The organism is Paenibacillus tepidiphilus (assembly GCF_008635795.1).
GTDB lineage: Bacteria > Bacillota > Bacilli > Paenibacillales > Paenibacillaceae > Paenibacillus_AQ > Paenibacillus_AQ tepidiphilus.
Genome location: NZ_VWRQ01000009.1, coordinates 1 through 23,127, shown reverse-complemented (window position 1 = coordinate 23,127; position 23,127 = coordinate 1). Strand labels below are relative to the sequence as shown.

The window sequence follows — 23,127 nt, the reverse complement described above, 5'->3', positions numbered from 1 at the left end:
TTTTGTCAGGAGCGTTATTGCAGTGAGTGTAGATGTAAGCATATTAATACTCAATTACAACACATGCCGCCTGACGATGGATTGTATCAGGTCGGTCTATGATTCGGAGACAGGCTTTTCCTATGAAATTATTCTAATAGACAACAACTCCCATGATAACTCGGTGGAGATGATCCGGCAGGAGTTCCCGGATGTGCGGCTGATCGCCAACACGGAGAATGTCGGATTTGCCAAGGGCAATAACCAGGGAATGGAAGTGTCAACCGGCCGGTATGTATTGCTGCTTAACTCCGATACGGTGGTGCGGAAGGATACGCTGGAGACGATGGTGGCCTTGATGGACCGGCGTCCCGACCTTGGAGCGGCTGGCTGCAAAATCATTCTGCCGGACGGCTCCCTCGACAAAGCCTGTAAACGTGGATTTCCAACCCCAATGGCGTCTTTCTATTACGCATTCGGCTTCAGCAGACTGTTCCCGGATAAGCCCAGATTTAATGGCTACCAGCTCGGTTACCTCGACCCTGATCAGGAATATGCAATTGACGCGTTGGTGGGGGCTTTTATGCTGGTTCGGCGGGAGACGCTGGAGCAGGTTGGCGGGCTGGATGAGGAGTTCTTTATGTATGGGGAGGACTTGGACTGGTGCTACCGCATCAAGGAGGCCGGATGGGGCATTTATTATTACCCGCGGACGTCGATCGTCCATCTCAAGGGCGGAAGCGCCCGGCGCAGACCGTTCAAGATTGTGTATGAGTTCCACCGGGCGATGATTTTATTTCACCGGAAGCATTATGCCGGCCGTTATAACATTATGATTAATGGAGTAGTCTATGCGGGTGTCGGCGTCAAATTTGCACTTTCACTGCTCAAGAACGCTTTGATTTCACCACGCGCGGTCCCGTCCCCGGCTCAAAGTCTTTCTGGCACCGGAACGAACACCGGTCGACAAGATTCGAATACCGAGGTGAGATTATGATCCGCCGGAATCAGAAGTTTCTGACCAATCTCTATATGGTGGCCGATTTCCTGGTCATCCAGCTGTCGTTTCTGGCGGCCTGGTGGCTGAAATTCAGAAGCGGCTGGCTGGAGTCCTATAACACGCTGCCCGTTGAATCGTATGCATACTGGAGCTTACTCTACGGTGCTATAGCCGTAATGATCGGATTCTTGCTTTCGCTGTACCTGCCTAAACGCAAGAAGCGGTTCGTTGATGAGTTTCTAAAAATATTCCAGGTACACATCATGGCGATCTTTATTCTGCTCGGTCTGATGTTCTTCCTGAAGGAAATCGACGTTTCCCGCCAATACCTGGCCATCTATATGGGCTTCAATGTCCTGTCCATCATGCTGTACCGTTATGTGCTGAAGAAGATGCTGAAATCACTCCGCCAAAAAGGCTACAACCGCCAGTTCGTGCTGATCATCGGGGCGGGCACACTCGGCAAGCGGTTCTACAACAATCTGGTGCAGTATCCGGAGCTGGGATACGAAACGATCGGCTTCCTGGATGACTATCATAGGTGGGACGGAATTGAGGCGCAGCGTTACAAGCCGATTCTCGGCAAGGTTGATGAGCTGGAAGGAATGCTGGAGATGCTGCCGGTGGATGAGGTCATTCTGGCACTTCCGCTCGACGCACACTCCAAGTATCCGGCGATTATCGCTGCTTGTGAGAAAGCCGGTGTGCGCACGCTGATTATTCCCGACTTTTTCGACTATCTGCCGGCCCGGCCGTACTTCGATAACTTCGCCGGAATGCCGATGATTAATGTACGCGATATTCCGCTGGATATGACGGGCAACAAAGTCGCCAAGCGGGCGTTCGATATTATTTTCTCCTTATTTGCAATTATTATGATGTCACCGGTGATGCTGCTGGTCGCGCTTGGTGTGCGTCTGACCTCTCCGGGTCCGATTATTTTCAAACAGGAGCGGGTCGGCCTGAACCGTCATAATTTCATGATGTATAAATTCCGCTCTATGCGGATGCAGCAGGACGGCGAAGAGGACACCGGCTGGAGCACGCCGCAGGACCCGCGCCGCACCCGGTTTGGCAGCTTTATCCGCCGCACCAGTCTTGATGAGCTGCCGCAGTTCTTTAATGTACTGTTTGGCCAGATGAGCGTGGTGGGTCCCCGTCCGGAGCGTCCCTTTTATGTGCAGCAGTTCCGTGAAGAGATCCCCAAATATATGGTCAAGCATCACGTGCGGCCGGGGATTACCGGCTGGGCGCAGAGCAACGGGCTGCGCGGCGACACTTCAATCGAGGAGCGGATCAAGCACGATATATTCTATATCGAGAATTGGTCGCTGCTGTTTGATATCCGGATCATCTTCAAGACCATCCGCAACGGCTTCAAAAATGCGTATTGAACTCATTCATCCAAACGGTTGCCAACCTTGAACAAGGGCACAGCCGTTTTTTCTTTTTCTACTACCAACTGTGTAAAGGAATCTGCAGATATGAAAAAAAGAATGCTGGCCGTCGTGATGATGATATGTGCAATAGCGCTGCTGTTTGTCTTCGCCCTGAGCGGCAGGAAAGAGCCGGAGACCGGGTTTGCTGCATACAAAGTGATTGCCCATGCTTTGGGCGGCATTAACGGATACACCTACACGAACAGCTATGAAGCGTTTATCGCCAATTATGAGATGGGAACCCGGGTGTTTGAAGCGGATTTGCTGCTGAGCGCCGATGACAAGCTGGTTGCCCGCCATGAGTGGACCGGTAACATGAGCAAGCTGCTGGGCCAGCTGACGGTCCTTCCTGCGGCTAAGCAGGGGGCCGTTCTGACCTACAGTGATTTTATGGACAGTCCGATTCTGGATTTATACTCGCCGGTCGATATTGATAAGCTCATGGATTTGCTGGGGGCCTACCCCGACGCCTATATAGTCACGGATACGAAGGAGCTGAAGCCGGAGCTGGTGACCCGGCAGTTTGAGCTGATTGTGGAAGCCGCGGAGAGCCGTGATCCTGCACTGCTGGCGCGTATTGTGCCGCAGATTTACAGCCGGGATATGCTGGATATGGTGAACAAGGTGCATGAGTTTCCCGAAATTATATATACGCTTTATCAGTCGCGGGACAGTGAGGAACAGGTTGTTGATTTTGTAAAAGAGACCGGCGTAGACATCACGATGCCTGTCACTAAAGCCAGCAAAAGCTTCGTGCGCCAGCTTAAGCAGGCCGGTGCCCGGATCTATGTGCATACGGTCAACGATCAGAAGGAGATTGTCAAGCTGTCGCGGCTTGGGGTAGACGGGTTTTATACCGATTTTGTGCCGGAGGATGAGCTTGCAGGTTACCCGGGTATACGCTGAATATCCCCACAAAGTGAAGCGATCCTCTGTAGCTTATTCCGAGTACTTTGCGGGGGCCCCGATTTATAACCCCACAAAGTGAAGTGCATCTCTGTAGCGTATTCCGGGTACTTTGCGGGGACCCCCACAGATGCCCCACAAAGTGAAGCGAAACGCTGTAGCGTTATCCGAATACTGTGCGGGGGCCCCGATTTATATCCCCACAAAGTGAAGTGCATCTCTGTAGCTTATTCTGTGATTTTGCTGGGCTCCAAATACACTGTATGTGAATATAAAAAAGCGAAAAAATGTTCGCATTTTTTCTGCCCGATAAATTGACACCCCCTTGCCGCTGGCATATGCTAGAGTTACGGTTTTGGGGCCTGCGAGTACGGCCTGCAGGCTGTGAATTAATGAATGAGGATGGACGGCCATGAACGAAATGCGGCAACTGATCAAGCCCTGGCGGCATGTATTTAAGCTCGACCCGGATCGGGAGCTCGGCGAAGCGGAGCTCGCGCTCGTCTGCGGCTCCGGAACCGACGCCATTCTGGTGGGCGGCTCTACCGGTGTGACGTACAGGAATACGCAGGATCTGCTGCACAGGCTACGCCCCTACGGGCTCCCATGCGCGCTGGAGGTATCCGATCTGGCGGCGGCGGTCCCGGGCTTTGACCTGTATATGATTCCGATGGTGCTGAACACCGCTGATACCGCCTGGGTTCTCGGACAGCACCGCAAGGCGATTGAGCGCTATGGAAGCCTGATTCCCTGGGATCTGCTGCTGACAGAGGGTTATATCGTGCTGAACGCCGATTCCTCCGTGGCCAGACTGACGGGAGCGGACTGCGCGCTGAACGCCGAGGAGACGGCTGCCTATGCGCAGATAGCGGACAAGCTGATGCAGCTGCCGGTAGTGTACCTGGAATACAGCGGTACCTTCGGCGATATGGAAACCGTACGCACGGTTAGGGAAGTGGTTGAGTGCAGCCAGCTCTTCTACGGAGGCGGCATTAAGAGTGAGACTGAAGCTAAGCAAGCGGCCGCTCTGTGCGATACGGTCGTGGTCGGCAACATTATATACAGCGATGTGCAGCAGGGGCTGGCTACGGTTGAGGCCGTGAAGAATACGGTGAAGCTTGCTGTTGATTAAATAAAAGAAACTTTATAAATTGGACTTGTAAATAATCTTAAAGGAAGAAGTGGCGGAGGAGAAGTTTGGAACTGGAGGAGCGATAGCGCCCGCCTTTGTCTGCGGATTTCTACCGCGAATAGCGGCTACAATTAAAGAAATCTTCAGACAACAGCGGCCGGAGGTCCAAACATTCTTTGGAGTCACGGCAAATCCGATATAGAATAAATTAGTTCAATTTAATAAAGGTTTATTTGCAGAAAGGAGCATGTTTACCATGCAGCTTGTTAACATACATGACGCCATAAGCCGGTTGAATCCCCCGCAGCGGCAGGCGGTCGAAACAACGGAGGGCCCCCTTCTGATTATGGCCGGTGCAGGCAGCGGCAAGACCCGGGTACTGACACACCGGATCGCTTATCTTATAGCCACCCGCAAGGCGCCGCCATGGGCTATCCTGGCGATTACCTTTACCAATAAAGCGGCACGCGAAATGCAGGACCGTGTCTCCAAGCTGGTGGGTCCGGAAGGCCGTGACATCTGGGTCTCGACATTCCACTCGATGTGCGTACGCATTCTGCGCAAGGATATTGAGCGGATTGGCTTCACCTCCAATTTCTCGATTCTGGATTCAGCGGACCAGCTGTCTGTCATCCGAAACTGCATGAAGGATCAGAATATTGATACCAAGAAATTCGAGCCTAAAGCCGTACAGGCGATGATCAGCACCGCCAAGAATGAACTGGTGACTCCGGCGCAATACGAGCAGAAGATCGGCGATTATTTCGAAGGTATCGTCGCCAAGGTGTATACGATGTACCAGAAGCGGCTGAAGAGCAACAACTCGCTCGATTTCGACGATCTTATTATGAAGACGATCGAGCTGTTCAAGACTGTGCCGGAAGTGCTTGATTTCTACCAAAAGAAATTCAAGTATATTCACGTCGATGAGTATCAGGATACTAACCGGGCGCAGTATATGCTCTGCCAGATGCTGGCGGACGGCCATCACCGGATATGCGTCGTCGGCGACAGTGACCAGTCAATCTACCGCTGGCGTGGCGCCGATATTTCGAACATTCTCAATTTCGAAGAGGATTATCCTGAAGCGAAGACAATTCTGCTGGAGCAGAACTACCGCTCGACTTCCAACATACTGAATGCCGCCAACGGCGTAATTGCCCGCAACTCCGGGCGTAAGCCGAAGAAGCTCTGGACGGATTCTGCCGAGGGCGAGAAGATCAAGGTATACCGCGGGGATACGGAACATGATGAAGGCTATTTCATCACCGGAGAGATCAGCAAGAATGTAAAGCAGGGCCAGGCCTACCAGAATCACGCCATTCTGTACCGCACGAACGCCCAGTCCCGTGTTATAGAAGAAATTCTGATTAAATCTGATATCCCGTACCAAATTGTCGGCGGCATTAAGTTCTATGACCGTAAGGAAATCAAGGACCTGCTGGCTTATCTGCGCCTGCTCTCCAATCCCGACGACGATATCAGCCTGGTGCGTATTATCAACGTGCCGAAGCGGGGGATTGGCGATACGACCGTTGCCAAGCTGGCTGCAGCTGCGGGCGAACGCGGCGTATCCATCTTCCGGGTGCTGGAGACTGTCGATGATCTGGGCTTTGCCGGGAAGACGCGTAACGCCCTGGTCGAGTTCTACGATATGATCGAGGCGCTGCACCGGATGGTGGAGTTCCTGTCCGTAACGGAGTTAACGGAGAAGGTGCTCGAGATGTCGCAGTACCGCCTGGAGCTGCAGAACGAGAACACGCTGGAATCGCGCGCGCGGCTGGAGAACATCGACGAGTTCCTGTCCGTAACGATGGAATTTGAGAAGAACAACGACGACAAGTCGCTCGTGTCCTTCCTGACGGATCTTGCGCTGATTGCCGATATCGACAGCGTGAACGATGACGAGGAAGAGCGCAGCGATGCTGTTGTACTGATGACGATGCACAGCGCCAAGGGCCTGGAGTTCCCGGTTGTCTTCATCATCGGCATGGAGGAAGGGGTCTTCCCGCACAGCCGGGCTTTCCAGGACGATCAGGAGCTGGAAGAAGAACGCCGGCTGGCGTATGTGGGCATTACGCGTGCGGAGAAGCAGCTGTTCCTCAGCTGCGCGCGCAGCCGCACGCTGTTCGGGCGGACGACCGCGAATGCGCCGTCCCGCTTCCTGGAGGAGATTCCCGAGGAGCTGAGGGAAGATACCGGCTCCGGGGGCGACCGCTTCCGGCGCGGCATTGACGCCGGCGGAGCCTACGGCAGCCGCGGCTTCGGCAGCGGCAGCCGCAGCAACTTCGGCAGCCGCACAGGCGCTGCCGCAACTGGCGGAGCCGCCGCAGCAGCAAGCGGCGGCAGCACAGCCTCCGCGGCCCCGTCAGCGGGCCGCGTGACCGTGACGACCGGAGCCGCAATGCGCGCTCCGGGAGCGGTGTCGCCGGACGGCTTCAAGGCCGGCGACAAGGTGTCCCACGGCAAATGGGGCATCGGCACCATTGTGGCCGTGAAGGGCAGTGGAAACGATACGGAGCTGCAGATTGCTTTTCCGGCGCCGACAGGCGTGAAGCGCCTGCTGGCCGGGTTCGCACCGATTACGAAGGTCGAATAATCGGCAGAATAAGCCGCAGGATAACCGCATACGGTTAACGAATGCGATTATGGAATATAAAGATACTAAGAAGCGGTACTTTAACCCCGATACGGAGGGATCTGCCCGGATGGATCAAATGCATACCATGGAAGAGCTCGTCGCCGAGCTGAATAAATACAACTATCATTACTATACGCTCGACGCGCCGCTGGTCAGCGACAAGGAATATGACGTTCTCTATGATAAGCTGCTGGCCCTGGAGACACAAAGCGGGATTGCTTTGCCCGATTCGCCGACCCAGCGGGTAGGCGGGGAGCTGCTGAAGGGCTTCACACCGCACCGGCATCTGGCGCCGCTGTGGAGTCTGGATAAAGCGCAAAATATTGAGCAGCTTCGCAGCTGGAACACACGGGTGCTTAAGCTGGTGAATGACTACAACACCAAGAATCCGGAGCGGCCGCTGCCTGCGCCCTGCTATGCGGTGGAGCTGAAGTTCGACGGCCTGACGCTTAATCTTACCTATGAGGGCGGCAAGCTGGTACAGGCGGCTACGCGCGGCAATGGCGTAGTCGGCGAGGGAATTCTGGCCCAGGTGAAGACGATCAAGTCCGTGCCGCTGACCATTCCGTTCAAGGACGGACTGATCGAAGTGCAGGGCGAGGGGATTATGAATTTGTCCGTGCTGGCAGACTACAATACCCGCGCGGCAGAGCCGCTGAAGAATGCGCGCAACGGTGCGGCCGGAGCGCTGCGGAATTTGAATCCGAAGCTAACGGCCGAGCGCAGGCTGAACGCCTACTTTTACAATGTGGGGTATGCGGAAGGCACGCAGTTTGCCGATCATCAGGAAATGATGAATTTCCTGCGGACCAACCAGTTCAAGGTAAATCCATACCTGACCTATTTCGAGAACTTCGATGATGTGACCGAGCAGCTCGCGGAGATCGAAGAGAAGCGGGCCAGTCTGGACTACCTGATCGACGGGGCCGTTATCAAGGTCACCGATTTCCGCATCCGTGAGGTGCTTGGCTATACCGATAAATTCCCGCGCTGGGCGGTAGCTTACAAATTCGAGGCTGAAGAGACGACAACGATCCTGGAGTCGGTCAGCTGGAATGTGGGCCGTACGGGCAAGGTCACCCCGCTCGCCCGTGTGGAGGCGGTGGAATTGGCTGGGGTTACCGTGCAAAACTGCACGCTCAACAACGTCGGCGATATCGAACGCAAGAATCTGAAGTTTGCCCTGGGCACGCGGGTCTTCATCCGCCGCTCTAACGATGTCATTCCGGAGATCCTCGGCAAGGTTACGGAAGAGAGTGACGGCGGCGAGATTATCTATCCGGTTGATTGTCCGGCATGCGGTTTCCCGCTGGAAATGCGCGGCGCCCATCTCTTTTGCAACAACAAGCTGAACTGCAAGCCGCAGATTATTTCGCGGATCACCCATTACGCGTCCCGCGACGCCATGGACATCGAGACCTTCAGCGACAAGACGGCCGGACAGCTGTACGAGGAACTGAATGTCCGTGAGCCGGCGGATCTGTATGAGCTGAAGCTGGAGCAGCTTGTGAAGCTGGAACGCTTCGGTGAGAAAAAGGCCGACAATCTGCTCAAGGCGCTTGAGGAGAGCAAGGGGCGCGACCTCGCCTCCTTCCTGTACGCCCTTGGTATCCCGAATACCGGCAAGGCGACCACCCGGATGCTGGCCGATCATTTCCGCAGCCTTGACGCAGTGATGAACGCCACCGTGGAGGAACTGACCGGATTGCCCGATGTCGGCGGCATTGTCGCTGAGAGCATCGTCAGCTACTTCGCCGACCCGTTCATCGTAACGGGAATCAACCGTCTGCTGGAGCTGGGTGTGCAGCCTAAAGAGCCGGAGGCGCCGCGCCAGGTCAGCACAGATTCCTTCTTCAGCGGCAAGACCGTTGTTCTGACCGGTACGCTGCACAAGCTTACCCGGGATGAGGCAGCCGAGCGGCTGGAAGCGCTGGGGGCCAAGGTGTCCGGCAGCGTCTCCAAGAAGACGGATCTGGTCATCGCCGGGGAGAAGGCGGGCAGCAAGCTGGCCAAGGCGCAGCAGCTTGGCATCACCGTCATCGACGACGAAGATGAGCTGCTGCGGCTGCTGGAAAGCTGAACACTGAGCAATGAGCAATGAGCTATAAGAACAGGAGAAGGGCAGCCTTACAGCCGAATTGGCTTGATGGAGGCCCAACTCTCTGCATACGAAAGCCCTGTGGGACATTCGCTTAACGGCGAGGCCCACAGGGCTTTTTTATAATATAGGCGTTTATAAGCTCTACCCCTGGAGATGTTTCTCATACACTACGATAGTCAATTTATCATTGATGGCTTTGGGCTCTCCTGTTCGTACATAGCCCAGCTTCTCATACAGGTAACAATTCCGTTCCTCCTGGAGGATGGTAGCCAGCCCCCACAGCCGGGCATCGGGATAGATCTGCTCAAGGATTGCAAAAACGCTTTGGGCAATGCCGTGGCCCTGGTACTCAGGCAATATAAATACCGGGCTGACCCAATGCAGGTGGTTTTCCTTTTGCACGACCCGGACTCCGCCGACCGCTGCCTCGCCATACTTAATAATGTAATAATCGGACAGTGGCTGACTGATGCGCGCGCTCACCCGTTCTACGGACTCATTCGCAGGGCTTGTCTCGAAATCCTGGTATTTTTCGAGTAAAGGCATAAAGGCTCTGACCTGCATTTCGTGAATAAGTGCCGCCTCGCTTACGTCGGCTTTACATAATGAAACTTCCATGCGTATTTCCCTCCATTAAGACAGTTCAGAATCATAGGTGTAATTGGTCTGACTCTCGTAATCTCTTTCAACTATTCGGCAATTCGGCACAGTCTTCCCGGATTCCTCGTATTGAATGACGTCTCTCCAATGGTAGCTACCAATCCACCTTAGCGCCATGAAGGATTTAATACAACCCTTAACTTATTTTGACAATTCCATAACCTTCCTCATGTAGAATTGGTGAAGATATCCATTACAAGGAAGGGGAATACCATGAACAAGTTAATGAGGGGTATGGTAATTGGAGGTTTGGCGGCAGCTGTCGTCTCCGGGGCAACACTGGCAACGGCGGCACAGAGCAGTAATACGGCCGGGGGAGCGGCTAAGGCGAAATCCAAAAACCTGATTGTACTGATCGGCGACGGCATGGGTCCGGCGCAGATTTCTGCAGCGAGATACTATCAGCAGTACACCAAGAATATCAGTCACTTGAACCTGGACCCCTACTATGTGGGACAAGCTACTACATATGCGGACCGCGGCGAAGACGGCGGAACGGTAGTATCGGGAATCGTCACGGACTCCGCGTCGGCGGGCACTGCTTTTGCCACAGGCCACAAGACGTACAATGCCGGCATCAGCGTCTCCAATGAGGATGTGTCGAAGCCGTTTGCTTCGATTATCGAAGCGGCTGAAAGCACCGGTAAGGCGACAGGACTCGTTACAACGGCGCGGATTACGCATGCCACTCCGGCAGTATATGCATCCCATGTCCGCAGCCGCGACAATGAGGCAGCCATTGCATCACAGTATTTGGAGAGCGGCGTCGATGTGCTGATGGGCGGGGGCAAGCAGTTCTTTGTCACCAAGGATGAGAAGGGCAAACGCTCGGACAAGAACATTCTGGGCGATTTTACCGCCAAAGGCTATATCGTCGTGGAGAACACCAGTGCACTGAGTAAACTGACCTCCAAGAATGACAAGGTGCTCGGCCTCTTCGGCAGCTCCCATGTGGCCTATGTACCTGACCGTACAGCGGAAATTCCCAGCCTGTCGCAAATGACCGCTAAAGCGCTGAATATCCTGTCCGCAGACAAAGACGGCTTTGTGATCATGATTGAAGGCGGACGCATCGACCATGCGGGTCATGCCAACGATCTGCCGACACTGGTGCAGGAAGCGCTCGACTTCGACGCGGCCTTTAAGACAGCCATTGATTTCGCCAAAAAAGACGGCAATACCTCTGTAGTCGTTACAGCCGACCACGAGACAGGCGGTCTGTCGCTCTCCCGCGACAATATCTATGAAATCAATATCGATCTGTGGGATAAGCAGAAGCATTCCTCGGAAAGTATCGCCGCCTCGCTGGAAGCCGCCCAGACTGCCGAGGAAATCCGCAGCATCGTGACCCAGAATACGTGGATTACCGATCTGACCGACGAAGAAGTGGCGCAAATTATGGCGGGCGACGGCTCCTCCTATAAGCGTGAGGGAGCCTATAATGCCGTGGTATCCAAGCGTCTGTTGGTCGGCTGGTCAGGACATGGCCATTCGGCTGTGGATGTTGGGATCTGGGCGTACGGTCCGATTGCCGATCAGGTCAGAGGGCAGGTGGACAATACGCAGATTGCCAAAGCGGGCGCTGCTACACTCGGCCTTGATTTGAATAAGCGTTCCAGTGAGCTGCAATCGAAATATGTGTATCCGAAATTTAAAATCAGCCGCGACAACGAAGTGCTCTATCCTGCATCCGCACTGGTTAAAGCGCTTGGCGGCTCGTACACAGGCAATGCCACCACTGCGAAACTGACGCTGCAAAAAAATACGCTGAACGTTAACCTTACAGCCGGTACGGCAACCTTTAACGGCAAAGCTGCATCCTACACCGTGGATGTAGATAACGGCGTGCTGTATCTGCCGCTTGGCGCATTCAGCCAGTTGAAGGGCACGACTTTGAAATGGGATTCGCTCTCCGAACGGATTTCACTGAGATAGGAGTGGCAGGCCTTGCTCCAGATTCATGAGCTGAACAAGCATTTTCGCGTAGACGGAAGAACGGTGCCCATTCTTGATATTCCAGAGTGGCGTGTAGAGCGCGGGGAACAGGTAGCGATCACCGGACCGAGCGGCTCCGGCAAAAGCACGCTGCTGCATCTGGTCAGCGGCATTCTGCAGCCGGACAGCGGCAGCATCCAGGTGGACGGGACACCGCTGCAGCACATGAAGGAGGCGGCGCGGGACCGGTTCCGCGCCGCCCATATCGGGTATGTGCTGCAGGAATTCCATCTCATTCCTGCGCTGACGGCCAGGCAGAATGTAGAGATTGCCCTGACCACCCCGCTTGCCCACAAGCAGCGGCGGCAGCTTGTGGACGATTGGCTGGAGCGGGTAGGTTTAAGCGAGCGCGGCGGGCATCTGCCTTCCCAGCTCTCCCGCGGCCAGCAGCAGCGGGTGGCAATTGTGCGCGCACTGGTCAACCATCCCGCGCTGGTGCTGGCCGATGAGCCCACCGGCAGCCTGGACTGGGAGACCGCAGATGAAATCTCCTCTCTGCTGCTGAATTTGAGCATCGCACAGGGGCATACGCTGATTGTGGTCACCCACGACTTGAATATGGCGGCCCGCTTTCCCCGGCGGCTGAACATTCAGGACATTAACCGTGTCCGCCGCGAGAAGCCGCAAGGCAGGCCGCCCGGAGCGGAGCAGCGGAAAGAAGGGATTGTATGAGCTTATTCCACTTGACACTGCGCAACATTTGGCACCGGCGCTTTCTGTCCTTGCTGACGGTGGGGGCAGTCGCCGTGACGGTCGCTTTTATCGTACTGCTGTCGTTGTCCAGGGAGAGTGTCGAGGAAGGAGCCAAGCGGGGCTACGGTCCCTTCGATCTGGTCATCGGGGCAGCGGGCAGCGAGACCCAGCTCGTGCTGAACACGTTCTATCATGTCGGCGCTCCGACCGGCAATATCCCGCTTGCGGTGCTGGAGCAGGCCCAGGCGGATGCCGGTGTCGATCAGGCCTATGCGATGACGGCCGGAGACAACTATAAAGGGTTTCCGATTGTCGGCATCGACCCCGGATACTTTGCTGTCCGTTATGACGGCGGACGTCTGCAGGAAGGTGCGATGTATGCTTCTACCGGTGAGACGATTGTCGGCGCCTATGTCGCCAGAACACTGGGGCTTCAGGTAGGGGATACCTTTGCCGGAGCGCATGGGCTGGTGCAGGAGGAAGGCCATGAAGATCATCATGACGATGATCATGATGATGTACACGGCGGCGGAGCAGAGGAGCATGAAGACCAGCATGAAAGTGCAGCCGGGGGGCATGGAGAAGAGCAGACTTCCGGAGCTGGAGAAGATGGAGATGCACACGCAGCCGGCGGAACGGAGGAGGCGCATGCCCATGAGAGCTTCCGGTATACGGTAGCCGGCATTCTGCCTGAGCTGCATACGCCCGATGACCGCGCGGTGTTTACAACGACCGACTACGCCTGGGCGGTGCACGGGCTGACGCCCGAAGAGCGCGAAATTACGGCGGTCCTGGTGAAGCCCGCCAGCCTGCTGGGCGCCCATGCGCTGAAAGAGGCGCTGGACGGAGAGAATGGTGTACAGGCCGTCTATACGAGCCATGCCGTAGGCGATGTGCTGAACGCCGTAGACCAGGGCTCTAAGCTGGTTGGCGTGCTAACGGCCATCTGCGTGCTGCTGGCAGCAGTTGCGATCCTGCTCTCATTAATTGCGGCAGCCGGAGAACGGACCAAGGACGTGGGCCTGCTCCGCCTGCTCGGTAAATCCCGGGCCTATGTCTGGCTGACGCTGACCAGCGAGGGCATATTGGTAACGGCTGCAGGACTACTTGCCGGTCTTGTGCTGGGACATGCAGGTGCAGCTATGCTCAAGGATGCTTTATTTGCACAGGCCGGCATCCAGATTCAGCCTTTTCATTTCACTTCGGAGCATGTGCTCATTATTCTGGGCGCGCTGGCGATTGGACTGCTGTCTTCGCTCGGGCCGGCTTTCCGGATGTACCGCCAGCATCCGCTTGCGTTGTTCAAATCTTAGGAGGTACACCACGTTGAGAACAGTACAGAGCAGGTTATGGCCGCTGACAGGAGTGCTTATTGCCATGCTGATGCTTGGGGCTTGCGGACAAGACCAAGACTCCGCCGGCGGAGAATCCTTCGCTGCGGCTGCCGGCAATGGCACACCGGCGGAAGCTTCAGCCACGGCAGCTGCCGCTGCGGAAGCAAGCCAGCCGGCAGCCGAAGGTGCGCTGCCGTCGGCTACCGGCAATGCCGCCACGGCCGCTGCGCCTGCCGGCGGGCCGGCCTCGGCGGCAGCGTCGCCGCCAGCAGCGTCGCCGCCAGCAGCGGAGGCCGCCGCTGCCGTTTCCCCGGCGCCGCGCAGTGCCGCGCCGGCACCGGCCGCCTCCGGCCAGCCGGGCACCGCGCCGGCTGCGCCGCAGGCCTCCCCGGCGGGGGAGCGCCCGCCGGGCAGCGCGGCAGCGGCCAGCACCGCTGCCGCACCGAAGCCCGCAGCGGCGCCTGCAGCCGCTGCAAGCGCCGCCCCCGGCTCAGCGACGCCGGGGGCCACCGAAGCTGCCGCCGCGCCAAGTCCGGCGGCCACCCAAGCCGCAAGCGCGAAACCGCCCGCGCCCGCGGACAAGGCGCCAGCCGGCAATACATTGATCGGCTGGGACGGCTTCTTTGACGGCGACGACCAGACCCGGCCTTCGGAGGAGTTCTGGGATCTGAGCGGCAGCAAGGTGACCATTAAAGGCTTCATGGGCGAGGTGCTGTCGTTCGAGAAGAACTGGTTCCTGCTGATTCCGGAGCCGGGAGCAGAATGTCCGTTCGACAACGGCGACGAGACCTACTGGAACAAAATCATGATCGTATTTGTGCCGGAAGGCAGCAAGCTCCGCTATACCTCCGGTGCGCTGGAGATCAGCGGACGCCTGGATGTCGGCATCAAGATCGACGAATCCGGCTACAAAACAATGTTCCGGCTCTATGACGCCTCCTTCAAGAGCCTGTAATCCTCTGTCAGTATGCCATAAGCCTGTGTTGGTCCGGGACATGTGTCCGGTCACGCAGGCTTTTTGCTTTTTCGTTCGGGCAGCTTCTCATAGTATGATAGAGGCAGTGCTAACTGAACCCGGATCAGGAAAGGATTGCTGACTGTGAGACAAGAAACGATACTGCTGGTGGATGATGAACGTGAGATCGTGAACCTGCTGGAGATCTATTTAAGCAACGAGGGCTACCGGCTGCTGAAGGCTTTTGACGGAATGGAAGCCTTGGCCTGCCTGGAGCAGGAGACGGTAGACCTGATTATTATGGATGTGATGATGCCGAACCTCGACGGGATTGCCGCCTGTATGCGGATCCGCGAGGAGCGGAACATGCCGATCATTATGCTCTCCGCCAAAAATACCGATATGGACAAGATCGCCGGGCTCAGCATCGGGGCGGATGATTATGTCGGCAAGCCGTTTAATCCGCTGGAGCTGGTAGCGCGGGTCAAGTCCCAGCTGCGGCGCTATCACCGGCTGAATAAGGATACGACGGCGAAGAGCAGTGAGAACGAGCTGGTGTTTGATGATCTGGTAATTGATATATTGAAGCATGAGGTGAGTGCCGGCGGACGGAAGGTCAAGCTCACTCCGCGCGAGTTCTCCATTCTGGAGCTGCTGGCACGTCATCAGGGGCAGGTGCTGAGCATGGAGCAGATCTACCGGAATATCTGGAATGAGCCCTTTCTGGACGGGGGAAGCACCGTAATGGTGCATATCCGCAACCTCCGCGAGAAAATCGAGCCGGAACCCAAGCAGCCCCGCTATATTCAGACCGTCTGGGGCGTCGGTTATAAATTGGACGGGCCTTATTAAGGCGGAGGTGAGCAGATGAGTGTCAAATATATAAATACCGTACGCTGGAAGTTCATCTGGGCGTTTATTTTAAGTATGATGACCGGTGCCGTCATCCTCCTGGGAGGCTACCGGCTAGCCAGTTTTCTGCTGCTTAACAATCCGGCGTCGCCCGCAGCACCGGTGCTGAAATGGATCGTCATTCATATCGGGTCTCTACCGGTGATGGCGGCGGTGGGTATTGCCAGCTTTGTGCTGTTCTTTTTTCTCTATACGCGCAAAATCGTTTCCTACCTTGAGGAAATTACCCGCGGCATCCAGCAGATAACGAAGCTGGGGGAATTCCAGCCGATCGCGGTCAGAACCGGCGACGAGCTCGGGGTACTGGCGGAGAATATCAATATCATGTCTGAGCGGCTGAAGCAATCCCTGCTGGAGGAACGAAAGGCCGTCCAGGCCAAAAACGACCTTATCACCGGGGTCTCCCACGATTTGCGCACACCGCTGACCTCAATGCTGGGGTATCTGGAATATATCGAGCAGGACCGCTGCCGGGAGGAGACGGAGCTGCGCTATTATGTCGCCATTGCCTATCAAAAAACACTGGTCCTGCGCAAGCTGATCGACGACCTGTTCGAATACACCCGGGTGAACAGCGGCGGGCAGCCGCTGGTGGCCGAGCCGCTGGATCTGAAGGCCTTCATCCGGCAGCTGGCGGAGGAGTCGGTGACAGAGCTGGCCCGGGCGGGTATGGTATATGAACTTCACGATACCCCGGATGCGCTCTGGATTCAGGGAGCCCCCTTCGAGCTGCTGCGTGCGTATGAGAATTTGATTACCAATGCGATCCGCTACGGACAAGACGGCCGCAGACTGGAGATTGTCCTTCTCCGGGAGGAGGAGGAAGCCGTTGTGCGGATCAGCAACTTTGGGGAGATGATTGCGGAGAGCGACTTGCCGCTCATCTTCGAAAGGTTCTACCGAGCCGAACGCTCGCGTTCGCGGCATACCGGCGGTTCCGGTCTGGGTCTGGCCATTGCCAAAGGCATTGTGGAACGCCATCAGGGCAGCATTACAGCGCAGAGCGACAGCAGCCGCACTGATTTCATTACCCGCTTTCCGCTGATTCCGCCGCCGGCTTAAGATGGGGAAATCTTAAGAGGATCTTTAGAAGTTTGCGGGGGATTCTTTAGATTTTACAGGTATCCTGTTGCTTACGGGCGGAAGCGGCGTCCGGGTAACGGGAGGGGATTGTCTTGTTCAAAAGCAATAATTGGTTTAACAAAGGAAATGAGTTGTTCAACAAATACACAGTGCGCGCCGTATATCTCTATATCTGCATAGGGAGCTTGCTGCTGAGCGGAGCCGCCATTCTGATCCTGCATTCAGCGGCAGGCTATCTGTATGCACGTAACACGCCGGATTCTGCCGCTATGGCCATCCGTCTGCTGCGCTGGATCATTAATCATATCGGGCGGACGCCGGTGGCACTGCTGCTGTTCGCCGGACTGTTTGTGCTGTTCTTTCTGCTGCGTTCGCAGAAGCAGGCGGATGATCTCCGTTCGCTCGTGCAGGCGACGGGGGATCTGGCGCAGCGCGGCTCACTGCGGGAGCTGAAGGTTATGTCCGGCGGGGAGCTGGGGTTGATCGCCGAACACCTGCGGATACTGGATTCTCGTGAACCATTCCCGCCCGCTGCAGCCCCGGCAGCTCCTTCAGCCATGGAGTCCGCAGGGGTGGAGAGACCCGGACATGAAGAGCTGCTTACGCTTGCTCTTCGGCTGCGGACATTGCAGCGCATGCTGGACACTCTGACGCACAATGCGTCTCTTGAGGGCTGGCCTGCGGAGCAGTTGAAGGCGCTCCGGCACGAAGCGGCGGGTATGGAGCAGGTCCTGGCAAGCCTGCTGGCGGAGTCATGAGAGCCAGACATGGAGCCGCCTTCCGCCGGAGGTTTCCAGGACGGGCGGTCTACATCGGCTTTGATCTGGCTGTGCTTGCTGCGCTTCTGTTCTTAGCGCTGCTGTTATACATCCATACCTATGGGCAGACGGTTGTGAACCGTGCCGCCGACCGGCTGATTCTTCAGGAATCCAGCGTCATTCTCGGCGCGGATGGAACGGTTCTGCGCAGAATCCGCCTGCCGGAATCGGGGTACCGCAGCATAGCCCGTCTTACCGAAATGCCGGAGCTGCTGATACAGACTGTTCTGGCAGTGGAGGACCGGCGGTTCTACACCCATAACGGACTCGATTATTCCGGAATTGCCCGCGCGGCTGTCCGCAACACGCTCAACTTGCAGATTACGGAGGGCGGCAGCAGCATCACCCAACAGTTGGCCCGTAATCTGTATCTGGACCGGAGCCGGACACTGCTGCGGAAGCTGAATGAAGCCTCCATTGCGCTGACGCTGGAGAGAAGGCTGTCCAAGGATGAGATTCTGGAGCTATATCTGAACCAGATCTATATGGGACAGGGGCAGTACGGAGTGAAAACCGCTGCCGAATACTATTTCGGTGTAACGGATTTACGGCAGCTTGATATAGGGCAGATTGCCGCTCTGGCAGCGACCCCGAAGGGGCCCTCCATTTACAACCCTGCGGAGAATAATGCCGTGTCTTCCGCGAGGCAGGAGCTGGTGCTGCGGATTATGGAGCAGCAGGGGTTGATTACTGCACAGGAACGGGCGCTGGCCGCCCGCGGAGAATACCATCCGCCCAAGGCCGCTGGTGAAAGCAGCTACATAGGCGCTTCTTATATTGATGCGGCGCTCCAGGAAGCGGCCCGCCATACCGGCATAACTCCGGAAGAGCTGAAGACCGGCGGTTACCGGATACTGACTGCCATGAACGCCCAGGCACAGGGAGCGCTGGAGCAGGCCTTCCGCAACGCAGACAATTTCCCGCCTGACGGTGCATCTGCCCGGGTTGAGGCGGCGATGGTCATTATAGACCAGCACAGCGGTGAAGTGGCTGCGCTGATCGGCGGCAGGGATGCAGCCACAGGCAGCCTGAACCGGGCCATTATTGACGCACGCCAGCCGGGCTCCGCTTTTAAGCCGATTATAGCCTATGGGCCGGCGCTGGAGAGCGGACGGTATACAGCGGACAGCATATTACCGGACCGTAAGCAGAAATACGGGGGTTACAGCCCGGAGAACGTGAACGGTGTCTACCGGGGACAGGTCAGTATGCGTACGGCCCTCCGGGAGTCGATCAACGCCCCTGCCGTGTGGCTGCTGAAGCAGGTGGGGATATCCCCGGCACGGCAATTTGCGGCCAGGCTGGGTATTGCGCTGCCGCCGGAGGACAGTCATTTGTCCATTGCACTCGGAGGGCTGCACCAGGGAGTATCGCCCTTGAAGCTGGCGCAGGCTTACAGTGTTTTTGCCAGCGGCGGGATATATCAAGAAGCCCATACCGTGCGGAGCATTACGGGTGCGGATGGGCGGCTTCTCTACCGCTACGAGCCGGAACCGCAAAGGGTAATCAAGGCGCAGACAGCGGAGAGCATGACCCGAATGCTCCGCGAAGCGGTGAACGGAGGGACGGGGAGGAAGGCGAGACTGGCCGTTCCCGTGGCCGGGAAGACCGGAACCACCCAGGCTGGCCTGCCCGGTGTCTCCGCCAAGGCTAACCGGGATTTGTGGTTTGCCGGCTATACGCCGGATTGGACAGCGGCTGTCTGGATGGGCTTCGACCGCACCGACAAGGAGCATGTATTGTACGAAGGCAGCGGCAAAGCCGCCGCCTTGTTCGCGGCCGTGATGTCAAAGGTTGTAACGGGAAGCGGATCTTGGTAAAGCCCGTTACAGATACTGCTCGTGTACAGGTACAGAGCTTCCAGTGCAGGTGGTTTTACCGCCCGTTCCTGTACAGGGCGTTTTATGAAGCCTGTTCTACACCCGTTTGGCTCCGGGCAGCCAGGCATCCTTGTCATACCCGCGCTGCTCCCAATAGCCGACGTGATCCTCGGCAATCAGCTCGATCCGGTTCAGCCACTTCACCGACTTGTAGGCATACATCTGGGGCGTGACAAGACGGACCGGCCCGCCGAGCTGATTGGGGATCGGCTTGCCGTCATGCAGGACAGCCACCATTACATCCTCCATCCGCGCCTGCGGAAGCGTCAGAGAATCGGTATAGACGCCGTCGCCGGAGTAGAGCTTGACCATGACCGCTTCAGGCCGCACGCCGGCCATGTCCATCAGTCTGGAGAGCGGGATGCCCTCCCAGGTATTCTTATAGACCGACCAGCCGGTAACGCAGTGGAAGTCGCTGACCTGGACTTCACGCTGCAATTGTACGAACTGCTCCCAATTCCAGTGCAGCGGTTTGTCCACGAGACCATCGACAGTAAACGACCAGTTGGAGTTGTCGAACGCCGGGATATCCGTCACGGTATATACACGGAAGTATCCGTCCGCTCCTCCGCCTACCGGGGGAGAGGAATCTGCCAGAGGGACGGGGTCTGGGAGCAGCGCATTGGCATTCTCTGCCGTGTAATCCACCGCGCCCGGCAGCTGCAGGGACCTGCCGACCCAACGGACAAAGGTGGGGCCGACGGTAACAGCCAGTCCCGCCCCCACGGCGACCTTAATAAAACCGCGCCGAGTATAGATAGGCTGCGGGCCGCTGCTGGGCAGCTCCTGTTTGGCCGATCTGTCCCCCGCCTCCGTGGACATTGCCTCAGCCGTGACCGAACGCTTCTGCGGCTGGTTCAGCCACTTGACCCGCGTTACAGAATGATAGATGATGACCGGAAGACCGACCCAGGTCAGCAAATCGTGTATGATCAGGGCGGTATTGGCCGCGCGTGGCCCGGCCAGCCGGAATTGCCACAGCACAATGCCTGACAGCAGCCAGCCAATCAGGAGGGCCAGCACGAAGATCACATTGGCTTTCTGTGCCGGCTTACCCTTCAGCCGTTTCCAATGCTTGGCTGCGAGCAGCAAATAGTAGACGACCGGGACCAGCAGTGCCAACCCAAGGACAATATGCGCCCATTTGAGCCACACCCGCCCTTCGCCCAGTACCTCCCGCCAGAAGCCTCCGATCAGCACAAGGCCGCTTATAGCCAGAAACAACACCAGCCAGGCATTCCATTTGTGAATGGACACCAGCTTTTTCCCGTATCCGCGCCGGATGGTTGCAAGCGCCTTTTTCAAGCCTATCCCTCCTGCTTGCCCGTGGGCCATTATAGATAGTTCAAGTTTTAATTAATTGTACCCTAGAAAAGAGCCGCTTGATATTGGATCGCAGAGCTTCCTGTAACAAGTCCGGGATACAACAAAAAAGGATCCATCACTCTCCCGGAAGAGAAGATGAATCCTCAGGCAATATTATTCAGCCGCCCACTCCTCAAGCTTCCGGTCATTCGGCAGCAGCAGAGTAAGCAGGCCAAGCAGCGGAAGGAACCCGCATGCCACGAACACCGTGACGATACCGATCCGGTCGATCAGTTCACCAATGACCACAGATCCGATGCCGCCCAGCCCGAACGCCAGACCGGTGATCAGGCCGGATACGGTGCCGATTTTGCCCGGGTACAGCATCTGGGCGTAGATAACGGTTACCGAAAAGCTTGAGAGCAGGATGAATCCGGAGATGATCAGAAGTACTGCCGCCCAGAACGGATTGACAAAAGGCAGCGCCAGCGCAAAAGGGACAGTCCCCAGCATAGAGGCCAGGATCAGATTGCGCCGTCCGAAACGGTCGGCCAGCGGTCCGCCGAAGAATGTGCCAACCGCCCCCGCAGCCAGGTACATAAAGATATACACCTGAGCCTGATCCAGTGAGATACCATACCGGTCTATCAAATAGAAAGAGTAATAGCCGCCGATTGAAGCGCCGTACCAGGAACGGACGAATACAATAAAGACGAGGATTACCGTTGCGGTCAATATGCTTTTGCGGCGGGCCGGATCCATTGTACGGGAGGATGATTTGCTCTTGAAGCTGTAACCCGCATTCAGCATCTGGGCGTACCATCTCGCCACATAGGACTGAACCGCGATGCCGGCGGCAGCAATGACTGTGAAACCAAGCGCCCCTATTTGCCCAAAAGGAATAAAGATCCACTTCATTAACAGGGGGCCGAGTGATTGTCCGGCGTTACCGCCTACCTGAAAGATAGATTGGGACAAGCCCTTGCGCTGACCCGCGGCCATATGAGCCACGCGCATGCCTTCCGGATGAAATGCGGCAGAGCCGAAGCCAACAAGCATTACCGAGAAGATGACCAGTACATAATTCCCGGCAAAAGCCAGCATTAACACGCCGAGGAAAGTACAGCACATGCCCAGCGGCAGCAGGATAGGGCGGGGCCTGCGGTCCGCTGCATAGCCGATCACCGGCTGAATTACCGAAGAGGTCATATTGAGCGCGAAAGAGATCCAGCCAATCTGGGCGTAACTGAGCACGAGATTATCTTTAAGGATAGGAAACATCGCCGGAATCAAGGCCTGGATGGAATCATTGAATAAATGCACAAAGCTGATCGCCAGCAAAATCCGGTAAACCGTAGTCTGCTGACTGTTCCGCTGCTGCTCGCCTGTCAATTTCAGCGGCTGTGCAGCCGGAGTAGAATCGTTCTGCATATAATCTCCTTTCGGGACAGTCGTAATAGTAATAGAAGGAATCAGGGTGTAAATAACATCCTATGTAACCACTATCCGTGTAACCTCTATTGTAGCGACAGCTTCGATATTATGGAAATCAATTTGTGCGGCTAGAAGGCATGTAATACATTGAAATTGGGTCTTGATAAAAAAGTGTTGCATACCTGAGCTCAGCGTGATATATTAGCTCTTGTGCTTATGAGGCATCGACGCTGAATTGATAAAGCGAAGAAGAAATAAGTTGACAAGAAGAAACACAACATGATATACTCTAATTCCTGTTCAAAAAAAACGAAAGTTGATTGACGGGAAGCAAGTTCTTTGAAAACTGAACAAATGGAACGCTTTAAAAGTAATAGATTCATTTAATGAATCGTCAGTTTCAAAATGAGCTATCAGCTTATTCGATAGATTTTCGGATGGTTATTTTCTCGAAGCAATTCGAATGAAGTAACCGCTTGAAAAAACCTTATTGGAGAGTTTGATCCTGGCTCAGGACGAACGCTGGCGGCGTGCCTAATACATGCAAGTCGAGCGGAGTTATGATGGAGCTTGCTCCTGATTAGCTTAGCGGCGGACGGGTGAGTAACACGTAGGCAACCTGCCCCTTGGACTGGGATAACTACCGGAAACGGTAGCTAATACCGGATAATTTCTTCTGCTGCATGGCGGAAGAATGAAAGGCGGAGCAATCTGTCATCAAGGGATGGGCCTGCGGCGCATTAGCTAGTTGGTGGGGTAACGGCTCACCAAGGCGACGATGCGTAGCCGACCTGAGAGGGTGAACGGCCACACTGGGACTGAGACACGGCCCAGACTCCTACGGGAGGCAGCAGTAGGGA

The 23,127-nt window shown here is 56.1% G+C and carries 17 protein-coding genes and 1 rRNA gene; 15 read left to right on the top strand and 3 right to left on the bottom strand.

The features are described from left to right. The first annotated feature begins 22 nt into the window (after window positions 1-22). The 6 genes from F1379_RS13240 to ligA all read left to right on the top strand — a co-directional run bounded on the left by F1379_RS13240 (window position 23) and on the right by ligA (window position 9,177). Window positions 23-976, top strand: coding sequence for a glycosyltransferase family 2 protein (locus F1379_RS13240; protein WP_150270355.1), 954 nt, complete (start codon window positions 23-25; stop codon window positions 974-976). Further along, window positions 973-2,373, top strand: a complete 1,401-nt coding sequence (locus tag F1379_RS13235; protein ID WP_150270353.1) for an undecaprenyl-phosphate glucose phosphotransferase — start codon at window positions 973-975, stop codon at window positions 2,371-2,373. The genes F1379_RS13240 and F1379_RS13235 overlap by 4 nt, the downstream gene beginning before the upstream one ends. A gap of 90 nt (window positions 2,374-2,463) precedes the next feature. Next, window positions 2,464-3,324, top strand: coding sequence for a phosphatidylinositol-specific phospholipase C/glycerophosphodiester phosphodiesterase family protein (locus F1379_RS13230; RefSeq protein ID WP_150270351.1), 861 nt, complete (start codon window positions 2,464-2,466; stop codon window positions 3,322-3,324). 421 nt (window positions 3,325-3,745) lie between these two features. Continuing rightward, a complete protein-coding gene (pcrB, locus tag F1379_RS13225) occupies window positions 3,746-4,456 on the top strand; it encodes a heptaprenylglyceryl phosphate synthase (protein ID WP_150270663.1) in 711 nt (236 codons plus the stop codon). Between the two features lie 256 nt (window positions 4,457-4,712). Continuing rightward, complete coding sequence (gene pcrA / locus F1379_RS13220) at window positions 4,713-7,055, top strand: DNA helicase PcrA (protein ID WP_150270349.1); 2,343 nt, start codon at window positions 4,713-4,715, stop codon at window positions 7,053-7,055. Window positions 7,056-7,164: 109 nt separating this feature from the next. After that, window positions 7,165-9,177 carry an NAD-dependent DNA ligase LigA gene (gene ligA, locus F1379_RS13215; RefSeq protein WP_150270347.1) on the top strand — a complete coding sequence of 671 codons (2,013 nt, stop codon included), beginning with the start codon at window positions 7,165-7,167 and terminating at the stop codon, window positions 9,175-9,177. A gap of 162 nt (window positions 9,178-9,339) precedes the next feature. Here the strand turns inward: ligA and F1379_RS13210 are convergent, their stop codons facing one another. Beyond that, window positions 9,340-9,816 carry a GNAT family N-acetyltransferase gene (locus F1379_RS13210; RefSeq protein ID WP_150270345.1) on the bottom strand — a complete coding sequence of 159 codons (477 nt, stop codon included), beginning with the start codon at window positions 9,814-9,816 and terminating at the stop codon, window positions 9,340-9,342. A 255-nt stretch (window positions 9,817-10,071) separates the two neighbouring features. On the opposite strand from F1379_RS13210, the gene F1379_RS13205 reads away from it, so the two are divergent. The 8 genes from F1379_RS13205 (at window position 10,072) to F1379_RS13170 (ending at window position 19,468) form a co-directional block, all read left to right on the top strand. Then, window positions 10,072-11,793, top strand: a complete 1,722-nt coding sequence (locus F1379_RS13205; protein WP_150270343.1) for an alkaline phosphatase — start codon at window positions 10,072-10,074, stop codon at window positions 11,791-11,793. A 12-nt stretch (window positions 11,794-11,805) separates the two neighbouring features. Beyond that, a complete protein-coding gene (locus F1379_RS13200; RefSeq protein ID WP_150270341.1) occupies window positions 11,806-12,525 on the top strand; it encodes an ABC transporter ATP-binding protein in 720 nt (239 codons plus the stop codon). Beyond that, a complete protein-coding gene (locus F1379_RS13195; RefSeq protein ID WP_150270339.1) occupies window positions 12,522-13,859 on the top strand; it encodes an ABC transporter permease in 1,338 nt (445 codons plus the stop codon). The genes F1379_RS13200 and F1379_RS13195 overlap by 4 nt, the downstream gene beginning before the upstream one ends. A gap of 13 nt (window positions 13,860-13,872) precedes the next feature. Beyond that, the gene (locus tag F1379_RS13190) at window positions 13,873-14,835 is read left to right on the top strand and encodes a hypothetical protein (protein ID WP_239004661.1); all 963 of its coding nucleotides are present in this window, start codon (window positions 13,873-13,875) and stop codon (window positions 14,833-14,835) included. A gap of 144 nt (window positions 14,836-14,979) precedes the next feature. After that, entirely contained in the window at window positions 14,980-15,687 is a 708-nt protein-coding gene (locus F1379_RS13185; RefSeq protein WP_150270337.1) for a response regulator transcription factor, read from the top strand. Window positions 15,688-15,702: 15 nt separating this feature from the next. Further along, the gene (locus F1379_RS13180) at window positions 15,703-16,809 is read left to right on the top strand and encodes a sensor histidine kinase (RefSeq protein WP_150270335.1); all 1,107 of its coding nucleotides are present in this window, start codon (window positions 15,703-15,705) and stop codon (window positions 16,807-16,809) included. A 113-nt stretch (window positions 16,810-16,922) separates the two neighbouring features. Next, a complete protein-coding gene (locus F1379_RS13175) occupies window positions 16,923-17,588 on the top strand; it encodes a hypothetical protein (protein WP_150270333.1) in 666 nt (221 codons plus the stop codon). Beyond that, on the top strand, window positions 17,585-19,468 hold the full coding sequence (locus tag F1379_RS13170; RefSeq protein ID WP_150270331.1) for a transglycosylase domain-containing protein: 1,884 nt from the start codon (window positions 17,585-17,587) through the stop codon (window positions 19,466-19,468). The genes F1379_RS13175 and F1379_RS13170 overlap by 4 nt, the downstream gene beginning before the upstream one ends. Before the next feature lie 96 nt (window positions 19,469-19,564). Here the strand turns inward: F1379_RS13170 and F1379_RS13165 are convergent, their stop codons facing one another. Further along, a complete protein-coding gene (locus F1379_RS13165; RefSeq protein WP_150270329.1) occupies window positions 19,565-20,833 on the bottom strand; it encodes a molybdopterin-dependent oxidoreductase in 1,269 nt (422 codons plus the stop codon). A 174-nt stretch (window positions 20,834-21,007) separates the two neighbouring features. Beyond that, window positions 21,008-22,264 carry an MFS transporter gene (locus F1379_RS13160; RefSeq protein WP_150270327.1) on the bottom strand — a complete coding sequence of 419 codons (1,257 nt, stop codon included), beginning with the start codon at window positions 22,262-22,264 and terminating at the stop codon, window positions 21,008-21,010. A 490-nt stretch (window positions 22,265-22,754) separates the two neighbouring features. On the opposite strand from F1379_RS13160, the gene F1379_RS13155 reads away from it, so the two are divergent. Beyond that, a 16S ribosomal RNA gene (locus F1379_RS13155) occupies window positions 22,755-23,127 on the top strand; the annotation flags it as partial.